Origin of the sequence: Paenibacillus sp. AD87 (assembly GCF_001659845.1) — a bacterium.
Taxonomy (GTDB): Bacteria; Bacillota; Bacilli; order Paenibacillales; family Paenibacillaceae; genus Paenibacillus; species Paenibacillus marchantiae.
Genome location: NZ_LXQN01000007.1, coordinates 3,915,503 through 3,929,711 on the forward strand (window position 1 = coordinate 3,915,503; position 14,209 = coordinate 3,929,711).

Consider the following 14,209-nt stretch of genomic DNA (forward strand, 5'->3'; position numbering starts at 1 on the left):
TTGCTCTACCTCCCTATCGTTATTGTACATTGTCCTCTTCGTCAATTCCTTTGCGTAGTGCATTCCAGGCCAATGTGGCACATTTGATGCGTGCAGGGAACTTGTTCACACCGGATAGGGCTTCAAGATCTTCATAATCGTCGAAATCGACTTCTTCCCCTTTCATCAGTGAGGAGAAACGGTTAGCCATGTCGAGTGCCTGATCCATCGTTTTGCCTTTGACTGCCTCGGTCATCATTGATGCTGAGGACATGCTGATGGAACAACCTTCCCCCGTATACTTGGCTTCCTGAACGATTCCGTCTTTCAGCAAAAGTTGCAGTGAAATCCGGTCGCCGCACGTTGGATTGTTCAAATTCACCGTGACAGCTTCATTATCAAACGTTCCGCGGTTCCGCGGGTTTTTGTAGTGGTCCATTATGACACGCCGGTACAGATCATCAAGTTGCATCGCCAAAATACTCCTTTGTCTGGATTAAGGCGCTGACAAGCCGGTCCACATCTTGTTCGTTATTGTATAGATAGAAACTGGCACGAGCTGTTGAACTGACTTCCAGCCAGCGCATCAGCGGTTGGCAGCAGTGGTGTCCGGCACGAATGGCTACGCCACTCGCATCCAGCACAGTTGCCACATCATGCGGGTGTACATCACCGAGGTTAAATGTAACCACTCCGACATGACGCTTGGCTGGTCCATAAATGGTCAGTCCGTCAATCTCGGCCATACGTTCCGTTGCATAAGCTGCCAGCACACTTTCATGATGAGCAATCTCATCCATGCCAATCTGCTCTAGGAAATCGATAGCAGCGCCCAATCCAACCGCACCTGCGATAATCGGTGTTCCACCTTCGAATTTCCAAGGAAGCTCTTTCCAATTGGATTCATAGAGACCCACATCATCAATCATTTCACCGCCGAACTCAACCGGCTCCATGGACTCCAGCAGCGCCTTTTTGCCGTAAAGTGCACCGATCCCGGTTGGTCCGCACATTTTATGGCCGGATAATGCGTAGAAATCACAGTCCATATCCTGCACATCCACCTTCATGTGCGGTGTGCTCTGTGCGCCATCCACAACGATGACAGCACCTTTGCGGTGTGCAATTTCAGCGATTTGTTTTACCGGATGAACAACACCCATAACATTGGATACATACGCGATTGCTACAATTTTGGTATTGTTCGTAATCGTCTGCTCCACATCAGCCAAATCAATGTTGCCATCCGGCTGAAGCGGAATGTATTTCAATGTCGCTCCCGTTTCCTTGGCTACCTGCTGCCATGGAATCAGATTGCTATGGTGTTCCATCTGCGTAATAACAATCTCATCGCCTTCTTTGCAGACTGAGCGTCCGTAGGACGAAGCCACCAAATTCAAAGCGGTCGTTGTCCCACGGGTGAAAATAATCTCCTGTGTGCGCCGTGCGTTGATAAACTTGGCAACCTTCTCACGTGCGCCTTCATAAGCATCCGTTGCACGGCTTCCAAGCGTATGAACACCACGATGCACATTGGAGTTCTCATATTCATAATAATGTTTAATCGCTTCGATTACAGCCAGCGGCTTCTGGGAAGTCGCTGCGTTATCTAGGTATACGAGCGGGTGTCCGTTGATTTCCTGGTGGAGGATCGGGAACTGCTCGCGGATAGCCGGGTTCATTGTCCCAGTTTCCGTTCGATGAGAGACTGCAATTGGGTACGCAGTGCTTCCAGAGGAATATCCGCCACCACCGGAGCTAGGAAGCCGTAAATGATCAGGCGTTCCGCATCCGTACGGTTAATCCCACGCGACATCAAGTAATGAATTTGCTCCACATTGACTTGACCTACAGAAGCCGCGTGACCTGCTGTTACATCATCCTCATCAATGAGAAGAATTGGGTTGGCGTCTCCACGTGCTTTCGGGCTCAGCATCAGTACTTTCTCTGTTTGCTGTCCGTCCGCTTTGGTAGCACCTTTCTCAATCTTCGTGATTCCGTTAATGATTGCAGAAGCCTCTTCACGCATAACTGCACGTGTAATCATCTGACTTGGCGTGTTTTTGCCAAAGTGACGAGCTTCTGTTGTGTAGTTCAGTTTTTGGGAACCGGAACCTACTGCGATAACTTTGGAATCGGAGCTTGAGCCGTTCCCTTTAAGAACCGTCATCGTGTTGCTTGCAGTATCACCATTGTTCATCTCACCAACGATCCATTCAATCGAACCGTCGTTCTCCACCACTGCACGGCGGAAAGATACGTCAGTAACACTTGTGCTCAGTTGGTGAACTGATGCGAAACGGACTTTGGCACCAGCTTTCACGAATACTTCCACAACACCGTTATGGAATACAGGTGAAGACAGTTCGCCAGATACATAGTTATCCACATAAGTAACGGAGCTGTTGGACTCAGCAACTACAAGTACGTGCGGTGCAAACGTTGCAGAAGCATCATCTGTGAGCAGTACCGCTTGCAGCGGAACTTCGATCTCTACGTTTTTCGGAACATAGAGGAATACCCCACCGTTCCAAAGTGCTGCATGCAGTGCAGCAAGGGAATGCTCATCTGCTTTCACAGCCGTATTCAGATATGGTTTTACCAGATCGCTGTGTTCGCGAACCGCTGTAGCCAGATCTGTGAAGATAACTCCTTTTGCTGCAAGATCAGCAGACAACTTGGAATATACCGTGCCGGAATTACGCTGGATAACCAGACTGCCTTCCGCTTGGTCCTTAACCAGATCTTTAATGGAAGCTGGTACTTCCTCAAGGGAAGCAATCGCTTCACTAGCTTTATACGTGCCGTAATCGCTGACATTCCAGCGTTCGATTTTTTGTTTTTCCAGTTTAGGAAGCGCAAGCCCACTTGCTAGCTTAAGGGCTTCGAGACGCTGCTCGGTCAACCAGCCGGGTTCATTGTTGCTTTCCGACAAGGCGCGAAGCGCTTCAGATTCAACCGGAAGAATTGTTTGTGTAGTCATTGATTATCCTCCTCCGTTTTGTCTTTACGCTTGACCTACAGTTTCGTCTGTGATTCCCAGCTCTTCCTTAACCCAGTCATATCCTTCAGCTTCCAGACGGTGAGCCAGTTCAGGTCCGCCAGACTTCACGATACGACCTTGCATCATTACGTGTACATAGTCAGGAGTAATGTAGTTCAACAGGCGTTGGTAGTGAGTGATGATCAGGAAGCCGCGATCTTCGCTCTTCATTGCGTTTACACCGTTTGCCACGATTTTCAGAGCATCGATATCCAGACCGGAGTCGATTTCATCGAGTACTACGATTTTTGGATCAAGCAGCATCATTTGCAGAATCTCGTTCCGTTTTTTCTCACCGCCAGAGAAACCTTCATTCAGGTAACGGTGAGCAAACTCAGGGTTCATGTCGAGTTCTTTCATTTTACCTTCCATTTGGCGAATGAACTTGATCAGGGAGATCTCGTTACCTTCACCACGACGTGCGTTGATTGCGCTACGCAGGAAGTCAGAATTCGTTACGCCAGCAATTTCACTCGGGTATTGCATAGCCAGGAACAGACCTGCACGAGCGCGCTCGTCTACAGCCATATCCAGTACATCTTCACCATCAAGTGTAATCGTACCGTCTGTTACTTCATATTTAGGGTGCCCCATAAGTGCAGAAGCCAGTGTTGATTTACCTGTTCCGTTCGGACCCATGATTGCGTGGATTTCTCCACCTTTCATTTCCAAGTTGATGCCTTTCAGGATTTCCTTACCTTCGATCGTCGCTTTCAGACCTTCAATGACGAAATTCGTAGCCATGTGTATTGTTTCCCTCCATTGATTAAATTGATGTTTACTGTCGAAAACGAAAAAGCACCTATTAATATCTGAACAGGGCTTCCCCTGAATTTCTCCTGTACTCCAATCTCCAAAGCAAGAATCACTTTAGAATAATTCTAAACTGATTCTCAATGATTATCAAGTCATTTCCTAAGAACTCTTGTCCCTTGCAGGAAACATTATTCTATCTGATTCTATAATAAAAGCCAGATTGAATCAAATGACAAAACTTCTTCGTCATAAATAGACAGTGAGAAAAATCACAAGGATTCAACCTTTTATCAAATCTGATCCCTCTCAACCGAAAAAGGACCTATCCATATCATGGACAAGTCCTTCCGATAAATAACATTACATTTTGAGCGTCTCGTTAATCTTCTGTACCTGTTCGTCAAAATCCGCAACGTCCACCACCGGCGTCATTTCGCGCGGCACCGGACCATTCGGAATGGAAATCCATGAACGGCATCCGTTGTATTCAGGTAATACGGGAATCTCCATCGGTTCCTTCAAACGGTACACTCGGAGTATCAATACGTGGAGTGGATCTTTGCGTTTCCACTTTAGGCGGTCTTCGGCAAAATCCGCTGTCCACATATGAAAGTCAAGAAGTCGATCCAGCATCTCCTGATCTCTAATCTCCAAATCCTGTGTCACTTCAGCATATGCTGTGAGACGGATCGTCGAAGCTTCAGGCACCCATTCAGCCAGTGATTCCTCAACATAGAAATGATCAGAGGACTTTATCAGTTCTTTACGCTGATGTTCATAAGTCGGATACAGATAGAACGCTGGACTTTTCAACTCAAAACGTCGGGTTTCCTCCACAATCCCGCCTTTACGCATCACCATAATCTGGCGACCCGTTTCCAGTGCTTTGATTGCGGAGGCCCATTCTTTTAACGCTGGTATCGTTGTACCTATCATAAAGTTCTCCTCCCGAAGTCAGTCTTGTCAGCAGTATAGACGCTCGGCGTCATCCTGACAACGTGAAAGGTAGGTGGGAGTAACTGTATGGTTTATAAGCCAACAAACTCGGTAAGAGGATGGAATTAGCCCAAGAAAGAGCGCAGCATCCACATATGTTTCTCCAGATCAGCCTTGAAGCCTGTCAGCATATCAGATGTTGGTTGGTCTTCTGCAGCGTCTGCCACTTCAATACCTTCCTGGTACTCGTTCGACAATGTAGCAAAATCTTCGATCAGATTCTGTACCATTGTGTTGGCATCTTCGCCACCAGCTGCTTCCTGAATAGAGGAAATCTCCAGATATTCTTTCATCGTAGCCGCTGGGCTACCTTTGAGGGTAAGAATACGTTCAGCAATTTCATCCATTTGTACAGTCACTTCATTGTAGAATTCTTCGAATTTTACGTGCAGTGTGAAAAAGTTAGGTCCTTTTACATACCAGTGATAGTTATGGATTTTAACATACAGGACGTTCAGGTTTGCCACCTGACGATTAAGTACTTGTTCCACCGATTTTGCTTGATCTGTTTTGTTTTTTGTAGCCATCTTAATCCCATCCTTTTATTATAAAATTAGTCTGGCATTCACTATAAGCAGGGTACCCTGTTGTAAATGACAGAGATTTAACATTTCGGCACCACCCAGTGGTGGGGAGCCTTGTCGGCGGTATTTCTGTCAACCGTCCGGCCTATTTGTTTTTACCCGTACACCGGAAGTTCGAAACAAGTCCGGTATAGGCTGTCTCAAAAAAAGGGTACAAAATCACAGTTATTTCCGATATACTGACATATACCAAGCAAAGAAGTGGGTTTTCCTGTTTCTTCATATATATGGAGGTGGCATTCTTGTCCCAATATCACCCTTTTACACCCCAGGATGCAATCGAACTGGCCAAAACTTTACCGGGTCCGTTTGCGGCAGATGCGAATCTGGAATGTCGTGAGATCGGTGACGGCAATCTGAATTTGGTCTTCCATATCACGGATCAGAACTCCGATAAAAGTATCATTATCAAACAAGCTCTTCCTTATGCGAAAGTGGTCGGAGAATCATGGCCATTGTCTCTGGTACGTGCCAGAATTGAACGGGAAATTCTACAGGAAGAGTATCGTCTATGTCCGGGAATGGTGCCCGAAGTGTACCATTATGATGATGATCTCGCCTTAACCGTGATGGAAGATTTGAGCGATCATGTGATTATGCGTAAAGGCCTCATCGATGGCGGAACATATCCTCTTTTTGCACAACATATTGGGGAGTTCATGGCAAGAACATTGTTTTTCACGTCAGATCTTGGCATGAACCAGCAATTGAAGAAAGAGAAACAGGGCAGATTCGTCAATCCGGATCAATGTAAAATAACCGAAGATCTGATCTTTGATGAACCGTATCGCATTGCGGAGAAAAATAATTATGAGGCTTCCATTGAAGATGAAGCGGAAGCACTTCGTACAGATGGAGAACTTCATCTTGAAGTAGCCTTGCTGCGCGAGAAATTTCTCACCCATGGTCAGGCTCTACTTCATGGTGATTTGCATACAGGCAGTATTTTTGTCACACCTGAATCCACCAAAGTCATTGATCCCGAATTTGCCTATTTCGGTCCAATGGGATTTGATGTAGGAGCCGTGCTTGCCAATCTGCTTCTCCACTACGCCTCGCTGCCAGGTCGAATTCAGGATCAGACAGCTCTTCATGAGCGTGAAACGATTTTGCTGGATATGGTTCGTGACGTATGGACTGAATTCGAATCCCGCTTCCGTGGTTTGTGGACTTCCGACCTGGTCGATCCTATGGCCAAAACGCCTGGATACGAAGATCTTTATGTACAACAATTATTCAGAGATTCTGCTGGCTTTGCCGGCGCGAAAATGATCCGCCGTATTGTCGGACTTGCGCATGTCGCAGATATCGATACGATTGAAGATGCAACACAACGTGAACGTGCTCAGCGCAAAGCGCTGGCAATCGGTAAAGCACTCATCAAGCGTAATCGCAGTCTGAATACCATTGGTGAACTTCTAGATACAGTAGCTACTGCGGTTACTTCTATTAAAGCTTAACTCAAAGAATGCATATGACTTAACTCAAGGAACGGAGGAACATCCATGACAACCCCTGAACATCAGCCTCTGTCCTCCCTTATATGGAAACAGGACAAGCTTGAAATGCTTGACCAGCGTCTGCTGCCTGAAACAATTCTGATGCTGAAACTGTACACGCCCGAGGAAGTATGGGAATCCATCCACTCGATGAAAGTACGCGGTGCTCCCGCGATTGGAATCGCTGCTGCATTTGGTGTCGTGCTCGGTGCCAAGACATATGATGGACTTTCCGTACAAGGCTGGCTGGATCATGTAAAATCCATCTGTGCTCATCTTGCCACTTCCCGTCCCACCGCTGTTAACCTGTTCTGGGCGCTGGATCGTATGATGCAAAAAGCCAGTGACCTTGCTGAATCCGGTGCAAGCATCGAAGATAGCAATGCTGCTCTTGAATCGGAAGCACTTTTGATTCAAAAAGAAGACGAAGAAGTGTGCCGCCTTATCGGTGAAAACGCTCTTCCTTTGTTCGCAGACGGTATGGGTGTACTTACACACTGTAATGCAGGCGGACTTGCGACTGCAAAATACGGAACGGCGACTGCACCGATGTACCTCGCTCACGAGCGCGGCATTAACCTAAAAGTATTCGCAGACGAAACCCGCCCTGTCCTTCAGGGTGCACGCCTCACGGCCTTCGAGCTCCAGCAAGCCGGTATTGACGTTACTCTGATCTGCGACAACATGGCTGGGATGGTGATGTCCAAAGGCTGGATTCAGGCAGTTATCGTGGGTACAGACCGCGTTGCTGCCAATGGGGATGTAGCTAATAAAATCGGAACTTACAGCGTAGCGGTCCTTGCCAAAGCGCACAATATTCCATTCTATGTAGCCAGCCCGCTGTCCACTATTGACCTGTCTACTCCATCCGGCGATCTCATTCCGATTGAGGAACGTGCTGCTGAGGAAGTAACCGAAGGTTTTGGCAAACGTACAGCACCGCAAGGTGTAAAAGTATTCAACCCAGCGTTTGACGTCACTCCTAACGAATATGTAACGGCCATTATTACGGAAAAAGGCGTTGTTCGCGCTCCTTTCAAAGAGAATCTGGCTGCCTTGTTCGCTAAGGATGAAGCTTAATTAGTGGAAGCAAGTTTTAACGCTTGATATAGGACGGGTATGTAAATTAAAGAGGGCTTCCCAGTAGGGGGCCCTCTCTTTAATCGCCTAATATTCAGAGATTAGATCATCTTGAGTAATGCTTCTACACCTGTCATGCCAACCGTTATGCCCATGGCTTCGGCTTCCGTTGTCACCGACTCCATAGGTGCATGCAGCAGCTGTTCCAATGTGCGCACGCCAACCGCGCGAGCTGCAATAATCTTGCGATCCCCAAGCTTCTCATTAAGTAATCCCACATCGAGTGCTCCGCACATGATATATCCTTTGGATGTATTAATCGTCAGTAATGTCGTTTTTGGCAGCTTTACCTCTACTCCGACCAGAACATGTTCTCCAACCACAATCGGCTCCATCGTCACCATAATTTCCCGATACACCTCCTCTTCCATAGGTCACGATAATTGTATGCCTCATTCTGGATAGCCGTGTGGACACCTGCCGTGTTTTGAGAAAATGTAAGTTATTTACGGATGAAATGAATGCATTGCTTTTAAATGAGTGTTAAATGAAAAACGCAATAAAAAGAGAATTTGTACATGAACTCAAACACTGAAAACCGGAGGGCATTTTTGTTATGTTAGTAGAAAGGGCACACCTTTAAGTCCCAGGAGTCATCTAACTTTATTGGGCTGGTACTGCCTCTCTTGTTTTCCTTGGTGATAGTTTTTACAGAGTATCTAATATCGTTTATTTTAAATCATATCCTGCTTGATTGGATGTTTGAGAGAAAGTCACACATGAACCTGCATTTTTAAAGTATTCAGCAGCGTAATACTCACCAATTCGTCCTACAACATTATCATTATTAGGGACGCCATATGCATCCAACTCATTCTTAATTTCTTTTCTAATATTTAAGTACTCAGAAATTTTATTGTTTAACACCTAAGCCCCTACTCCACCAGATAGGCTTCTGCGAATTCTACCTCTTTAATTATAATCTTAAGAGCTTTATCACTTATATCAAAAGGTTTCATGTCTCCTCTTCTTGCGTCAATTGAACGAGAAAAAGCTCCAAATCCACCAACCAACTCATGATGATGCGTACTAATCTGCCCACCACCTCTTTCGAACAATTTTATCATGGGTTCATATATGTCTCGAAACTGAAGTACAATATTGTTGCCACTATCAAGCAGATTACACCATCGTAGATAGTGCATGCTTAATAATTTCATAAGATGAAAATCGACTTTTTTGTAGTTCGGAGCTGTTACCAATAGCTCGTCCCATTCATTATCGGCCATTTTATAGCCCAATAACAAATCCATTCCCAAATAGATACTTGTGACTTCTTTGGAGATGAACTGTAAATAAACACCAACTCTTCGGTAATACTCAGCAATCAACCTAGCATCTACTTCATATTCACCTCTAAACCTTACCTCTTCGTATCTTTTGTTGGATATTCCAATGTATTGATTTGCGTCAATATTCTTAATTCTCTCAACAGCTAGTTCGTAATAACTCCTGAATTTAATATCCTCTTTCTTACAGAATCATTTATCGTTAATTTTGCTTTCTTCATTTCGCCTCTGAATGATCTTCTTCAGAAATCACATATAGCAGATCCAGTAAAAGAATTGTATTATGTAATTCATTTATTCACTCTTTGTATTAGTTGACTCACTATACCTTGATTCTATAGTGCTAATAATATTTTGATATGCTCCATATTGTTCATCCTTGCCATTCTTGCAAACTGTTGTAGTTATAAAACTCCTCCGTGACCAAAAGCGAGTCTAGTTTTATTCCTCAAATTTGAAGGTAATATATGAAGGTTTCTATATAAAATTGGCCTTACATGTTGTTTATAGTTTTCGCCATTTAATTCTCCTAAACCATGATCATTTATTGAAGTAATGATGTGTTCACCATCAGCTTTAAGGACTTCATTATATACTCTAAATTCCTCCTCCTTCTGACCTGGAGTCTTTTCATTTCTATGTCTTCAAGATTCCAAATCCTTATCTTATTGTCGCTACGCTCCTTAAGCTTTGTGGATACCACTGTTCCCAAAGTAGCTAACGCAGAGCCACCAAGTGTACCAAAAACTGCTATCCAAGCGGAATCCATAGTCCTCTTCCCCTTCTATGTAAAAGTATTATTTCACTAAGAATAACTTCGCTAAATCCTAAAATTGATGTATCTGTACATACTACACTTATCTTTCTTACACACTTACTTTGCTACCACAATTATACAACAAGTGTAAGTCTACCTATGTTTTCTGAATGGTGTTCAGTGGGTGGTCAGTTTGTCTATTACTCAATCAATTCTTGATATGTCAGTGTTGGACATTCATATTGGATTAAAAAGAAAAAGCACCCCGAAGGATGCTTGATGCTTACTCTGGATGCTTAAATTTAATTGTACGAGGAAATTTCTTTCTTAATATACCTGAATATATCAATATACCAAAAGAACATATATGAACCAATAAAAATAGCAAGGATTAACTGCAACAACGATAATTGCTTTCCAACTTCAAAAAGTAAACCAAAAGTTATAAATAAACACAAAAAAAAGTAAAGACATAAGAACAGGAAATATTATGAATAAAACTATTGCTGTCTTAGTCTTGTTTTCTTTCTTCTTTATATAATCAATTTGACCTTTAATCTTGACTCCATTTACAAGTCCTTTTACAGTTCCTTTAATTTTAGGTTCAGATTTACTTTCTGTATGTAATATGTCTAGTACAACACCGTCTTTTTTGTCCCAGAAATCAAAGCTAATGTTTACTTCATTTTTTTTACTACAGATGCTTCAGTCATCAGACTTTCACGCACATTCTACTCTATAAAGTTACTGCTGTAAAATACCATTATTTTTTAATTAAAATTTTCAATATTGTAATATTTTAGCTATTGTTGTATCTTCTATATGTAATATATTTCATTAAAAAGGAGAGGTTTACATGAGAAAGAAAATATTTATGCTTGGTCTAGTTATGATTTTAAGTTTGATAGGTGTCTCATCGGCATTCGCAGCGACAAATTTTGCCTACGTGTCTCCAAGTACTTTATATGATACTGCGGCCCCCGTTACCGGAAAAGGACAATATGGTAGATATGGTCTTGAAGTTACAAAAGGACAGGTTAGAATAATATTAAGTGAAGACAATGGCAACGGAGTTTGGAATAACGTACATGATTTTACTCTTTTTACGAAAGCCAAAGATTCACACTATGTCGATTACTGGATGAAAAACGGAAGTAGATATTCAATTACTCTTATTGCTTTACCTGACACCGAATTGGGAGTAGGGTACGTTAGAGACTAATTGCTATATTCCGAATTTAAAGGGCTGAATAATTCAGCCTTTTTTATATGAGTAAAATTCAACTTTCATCGTAAACCGTGTAATATTAACAATCTTCATGAATTGCTTTTTCAATCTCTTCATCTGTTGCGTCTTCCCAAACAGTAACCATTCCGTTATATGAACCAATCGGCACTGCACATTGGAGGGAAAAATTATGGGGATTTATTCTGAATTTAGTAGCCATCATCCTCCACTGTTAAGCATAAGATTGGAGGCTTTTCTCCATTACGTTAACGACCTAATACCTAAACTATTTCAGTACTAAATCGTTTAGCCTAAAAATCCCCTACTCTTTTGAAAGTTATTCGGGCTCTTTTTTGTGATTGTGGCTGTATATGCAAGTGAGGGTTCTGACAATATGTCAAAAGAGTTGATTAGTAGCAATCATAAAATACGCATAATAACCGTCACAGAAAAATATTCATTCGCCTTACAAATCCACAGCAGTCAACAGCTTGCACCATTTCTCAAACGTCACAAAATCGAATCACAATTGATTTTTTTAGCGTTTCCCAACTCCTTTCAAACACTTTTGAAAACTAATGAAAGCTTGTCCCATATGGGTCCATGACGTGTACCAGCACTTTGCGACTCTATTCCAAAATGAGATACGGTAGTTGCTCCGTACATAATATATCCTTTGGATGTATTAATCGTCAGTAATGTCGTTTTGGGCAACTTCACTTCTACCCCGACCAGAACATGTTCTCCAACCACAATCGGCTCCATCGTCACCATAATTTCCCGATACACCTCCTCTTCCACAGGTCACGATAATTGTATGCCTCATTCTGGATAGCCGTGTGGACACCTGCGGAAAAGGATTCGAAATGCATATGGTTTTACTTGAATTTGCCTAAGTGGTTGCTCATTTTCTATGTCTCCAGTACTATGATTATTGCCTTTTTAATGATATAGTGTATTGAAGCATGTTTTTGCTGACATATCTTTTAACGGGGCTGGGATCAATGAAAGAAACCTTATCCAACGAAGAAGAAATCGGCTTTTTATTCAATGTCGATATTCTTATTAAGAGCCGCTCGAATGCATTGGCACTGCAGTCCCTGTTGGAGTTCATAAACAAAGAGGAACAAATTGCAGACTTCCGGATTCAATCCGGCATAGAGCTTGGCAAAATTATTGAAGTGACACTGCAGTCCAAAAAAGACTCATTCGCCTTTCTTCATAAAGAAAGAAAAAAATCACAATCCAATGCAAGACAGAAGAACACTTCACCAAATCAAGCGACGGCTTCAACCGTTCCAGTCAAACCACAAAGTGAAATCGAAACACCTGCTTCCCAGAAAGCTCCTTCAACCGAAGCACCCAACACTACCAACGGAAATTCATTCGATGTATGGATTGATACCCTTATCAAAGAAAACCGTCTTACTCGGATCGTTGTGAACAACAAGAACGGCCGGCATCAGAGCATTCCATGCCGAATCTTGAATTTTGATCGGGATACCAGCATTGTAAGCGTCTACCATGTGGATGAAAAACAAGTGTATACGTTCCGAACCAATGAAATTGATGAGTTTCTCTAACTCAATGAGCATTCAAACAAAAAGCAACTTACGGGGGAATTCCATAACATTTCCCAGGCAAGTTGCTTTTTTAGGTATTCATTCATGTAACAATGAACTGGTACATCGTAAGTTGTCCATAACTATGCCCATCCATTGTAAATCATCATGAGCGATCTTTTCCCCGCTGCCACACGTCTATTGCTAATAACAACCATCCGACAATAAAGGCTACCCCGCCAATTGGGGTGATGGCTCCCAATATTTTAATACCTGAAATACTCAGTACATACAGACTACCCGAGAATATGATAATTCCGATAAACAGCAGGCGTGCTGCCCACTTGAGCTTGGTGGACGGTCCAAGTTGACCCGCTGTAAGACCAATAATCAGCAGTGCGATTGCATGTATCATGTGGTACTGCACTCCGGTTTCAAACACGGCTATGGCGTCTGCACCAATTTTTTCCTTGAGCATATGTGCACCAAACGCACCAATAGCTACCGAAAGCATTGTCAGTACAGCACCAAGCATCATCCATTTCCGTTGCATTTGCCTTCTCTCCCTTAATTCATCTCTCAACTATTATTTTAGCGAATCCTTGCAGTGTTTACCAGCCAACTCCGATGCGGAAGGCATTTATATGTCTGGTTATATATACTTTGTTGCGCTTTTGCTTCAAAATCGACGAAAACTGGCGTTAAACCTTGATTTTTATCGATTTTTATGGAAAAGTAAAAAGGAATGCCTTCATTCTCTTGATGAGAATCATATTACCCGGATTAGGTTAATTACACTCATGACCACGATTAAGGAAGGGATAAACCATTTATGGATAATCAAAATAACCAGAATAACAATAATCCATTTCAATCCGGTTCCGGCACGGATTATTCAGATCCCAATCATGACAACCTGTTTACACCTTCCCCTTCCGCCTTGGAAGATCCATCCATGGGTCGATTGAAACATTCCGGGCCTGGTATTGCAAGTTTTGTGATTGGATTGGTCTCGATCATTGGTTACATGTTGACTTTCTTTATTGCCACAATGGCTATAAACAGTTCAATTGGCGTTGTAACCACACCGATCCAAGTGGAGGAGATTGCATTACATCCAGCAGTTGTTCTGGCTTCTCTGGCTGTTCTTGTTTGTCTGATTCTTAATCTGGCCGGAATCATTCTCGGTGTGATTGGGCTTATTCTCAAAAATCGAAAAAAAGTCTTTGCTATTATTGGAACCATTCTCAGTGGAGCCATGATCCTGGCGTTTGCAGGGCTTATTATTGCAGGTATCTATATGATGTAAAAGCGTATATCCGCTTTACATTCATTCTTCAAAAATGATAATGAAATAACACTGATTCATCTCAACA

17 protein-coding genes and 1 pseudogene are annotated in these 14,209 nt (G+C 43.0%); 5 read left to right on the plus strand and 13 right to left on the minus strand.

Annotation, left to right across the window (positions count from 1 at the left end; translation table 11 throughout):
* Positions 1-19: 19 nt before the first annotated feature.
* The 6 genes from sufU to gpAD87_RS17095 all read right to left on the minus strand — a co-directional run bounded on the left by sufU (position 20) and on the right by gpAD87_RS17095 (position 5,301).
* Positions 20-451, minus strand: a complete 432-nt coding sequence (gene sufU, locus gpAD87_RS17070) for a Fe-S cluster assembly sulfur transfer protein SufU (protein ID WP_063564289.1) — start codon at positions 449-451, stop codon at positions 20-22.
* Positions 441-1,661, minus strand: coding sequence for a cysteine desulfurase (locus gpAD87_RS17075; RefSeq protein WP_064639351.1), 1,221 nt, complete (start codon positions 1,659-1,661; stop codon positions 441-443). Before gpAD87_RS17075 ends, sufU begins: the two co-directional genes overlap by 11 nt.
* Positions 1,658-2,962: a Fe-S cluster assembly protein SufD gene (gene sufD / locus gpAD87_RS17080; protein ID WP_064639354.1), complete on the minus strand. Its 1,305-nt coding sequence runs from the start codon at positions 2,960-2,962 to the stop codon at positions 1,658-1,660. The genes gpAD87_RS17075 and sufD overlap by 4 nt, the downstream gene beginning before the upstream one ends.
* 24 nt (positions 2,963-2,986) lie before the next feature.
* Positions 2,987-3,766 carry a Fe-S cluster assembly ATPase SufC gene (gene sufC, locus gpAD87_RS17085; RefSeq protein WP_062320002.1) on the minus strand — a complete coding sequence of 260 codons (780 nt, stop codon included), beginning with the start codon at positions 3,764-3,766 and terminating at the stop codon, positions 2,987-2,989.
* 372 nt (positions 3,767-4,138) lie between these two features.
* Positions 4,139-4,714 carry a DUF1802 family protein gene (locus gpAD87_RS17090; RefSeq protein ID WP_064639356.1) on the minus strand — a complete coding sequence of 192 codons (576 nt, stop codon included), beginning with the start codon at positions 4,712-4,714 and terminating at the stop codon, positions 4,139-4,141.
* Positions 4,715-4,839: 125 nt separating this feature from the next.
* A complete protein-coding gene (locus gpAD87_RS17095; protein ID WP_063564284.1) occupies positions 4,840-5,301 on the minus strand; it encodes a Dps family protein in 462 nt (153 codons plus the stop codon).
* A 299-nt stretch (positions 5,302-5,600) separates the two neighbouring features.
* Between gpAD87_RS17095 and mtnK the strand changes: the two genes are divergently transcribed.
* Both mtnK and mtnA read left to right on the plus strand, forming a co-directional pair.
* Complete coding sequence (gene mtnK / locus gpAD87_RS17100) at positions 5,601-6,818, plus strand: S-methyl-5-thioribose kinase (RefSeq protein WP_064639358.1); 1,218 nt, start codon at positions 5,601-5,603, stop codon at positions 6,816-6,818.
* 45 nt (positions 6,819-6,863) lie between these two features.
* Positions 6,864-7,937 carry an S-methyl-5-thioribose-1-phosphate isomerase gene (gene mtnA, locus gpAD87_RS17105; RefSeq protein WP_064639360.1) on the plus strand — a complete coding sequence of 358 codons (1,074 nt, stop codon included), beginning with the start codon at positions 6,864-6,866 and terminating at the stop codon, positions 7,935-7,937.
* 101 nt (positions 7,938-8,038) lie between these two features.
* Here the strand turns inward: mtnA and gpAD87_RS17110 are convergent, their stop codons facing one another.
* The 4 genes from gpAD87_RS17110 to gpAD87_RS17125 all read right to left on the minus strand — a co-directional run bounded on the left by gpAD87_RS17110 (position 8,039) and on the right by gpAD87_RS17125 (position 10,055).
* On the minus strand, positions 8,039-8,341 hold the full coding sequence (locus gpAD87_RS17110; protein WP_017689545.1) for a YunC family protein: 303 nt from the start codon (positions 8,339-8,341) through the stop codon (positions 8,039-8,041).
* Positions 8,342-8,666: 325 nt separating this feature from the next.
* The gene (locus gpAD87_RS17115; RefSeq protein WP_064639362.1) at positions 8,667-8,864 is read right to left on the minus strand and encodes a hypothetical protein; all 198 of its coding nucleotides are present in this window, start codon (positions 8,862-8,864) and stop codon (positions 8,667-8,669) included.
* Between the two features lie 8 nt (positions 8,865-8,872).
* Positions 8,873-9,328, minus strand: coding sequence for a hypothetical protein (locus gpAD87_RS17120; protein ID WP_231952603.1), 456 nt, complete (start codon positions 9,326-9,328; stop codon positions 8,873-8,875).
* 502 nt (positions 9,329-9,830) lie between these two features.
* Positions 9,831-10,055: a hypothetical protein gene (locus tag gpAD87_RS17125; RefSeq protein ID WP_064639364.1), complete on the minus strand. Its 225-nt coding sequence runs from the start codon at positions 10,053-10,055 to the stop codon at positions 9,831-9,833.
* 844 nt (positions 10,056-10,899) lie between these two features.
* On the opposite strand from gpAD87_RS17125, the gene gpAD87_RS17130 reads away from it, so the two are divergent.
* Positions 10,900-11,265, plus strand: a complete 366-nt coding sequence (locus gpAD87_RS17130) for a hypothetical protein (RefSeq protein ID WP_064639366.1) — start codon at positions 10,900-10,902, stop codon at positions 11,263-11,265.
* Positions 11,266-11,350: 85 nt separating this feature from the next.
* Here the strand turns inward: gpAD87_RS17130 and gpAD87_RS32200 are convergent, their stop codons facing one another.
* Both gpAD87_RS32200 and gpAD87_RS32890 read right to left on the minus strand, forming a co-directional pair.
* Complete coding sequence (locus gpAD87_RS32200) at positions 11,351-11,494, minus strand: hypothetical protein (RefSeq protein ID WP_197521430.1); 144 nt, start codon at positions 11,492-11,494, stop codon at positions 11,351-11,353.
* A gap of 422 nt (positions 11,495-11,916) precedes the next feature.
* A pseudogene (locus gpAD87_RS32890) lies at positions 11,917-12,045 on the minus strand (DUF1805 domain-containing protein); the annotation flags it as partial.
* A 230-nt stretch (positions 12,046-12,275) separates the two neighbouring features.
* Between gpAD87_RS32890 and gpAD87_RS17140 the strand changes: the two are divergent.
* Positions 12,276-12,854: a hypothetical protein gene (locus gpAD87_RS17140; RefSeq protein ID WP_064639370.1), complete on the plus strand. Its 579-nt coding sequence runs from the start codon at positions 12,276-12,278 to the stop codon at positions 12,852-12,854.
* A 145-nt stretch (positions 12,855-12,999) separates the two neighbouring features.
* On the opposite strand, the gene gpAD87_RS17145 is transcribed toward gpAD87_RS17140, so the two are convergent.
* Positions 13,000-13,386 carry a DUF423 domain-containing protein gene (locus tag gpAD87_RS17145; RefSeq protein ID WP_064639372.1) on the minus strand — a complete coding sequence of 129 codons (387 nt, stop codon included), beginning with the start codon at positions 13,384-13,386 and terminating at the stop codon, positions 13,000-13,002.
* A 279-nt stretch (positions 13,387-13,665) separates the two neighbouring features.
* On the opposite strand from gpAD87_RS17145, the gene gpAD87_RS17150 reads away from it, so the two are divergent.
* Positions 13,666-14,142, plus strand: a complete 477-nt coding sequence (locus gpAD87_RS17150; protein WP_082935151.1) for a hypothetical protein — start codon at positions 13,666-13,668, stop codon at positions 14,140-14,142.
* Positions 14,143-14,209 lie beyond the last annotated feature (67 nt).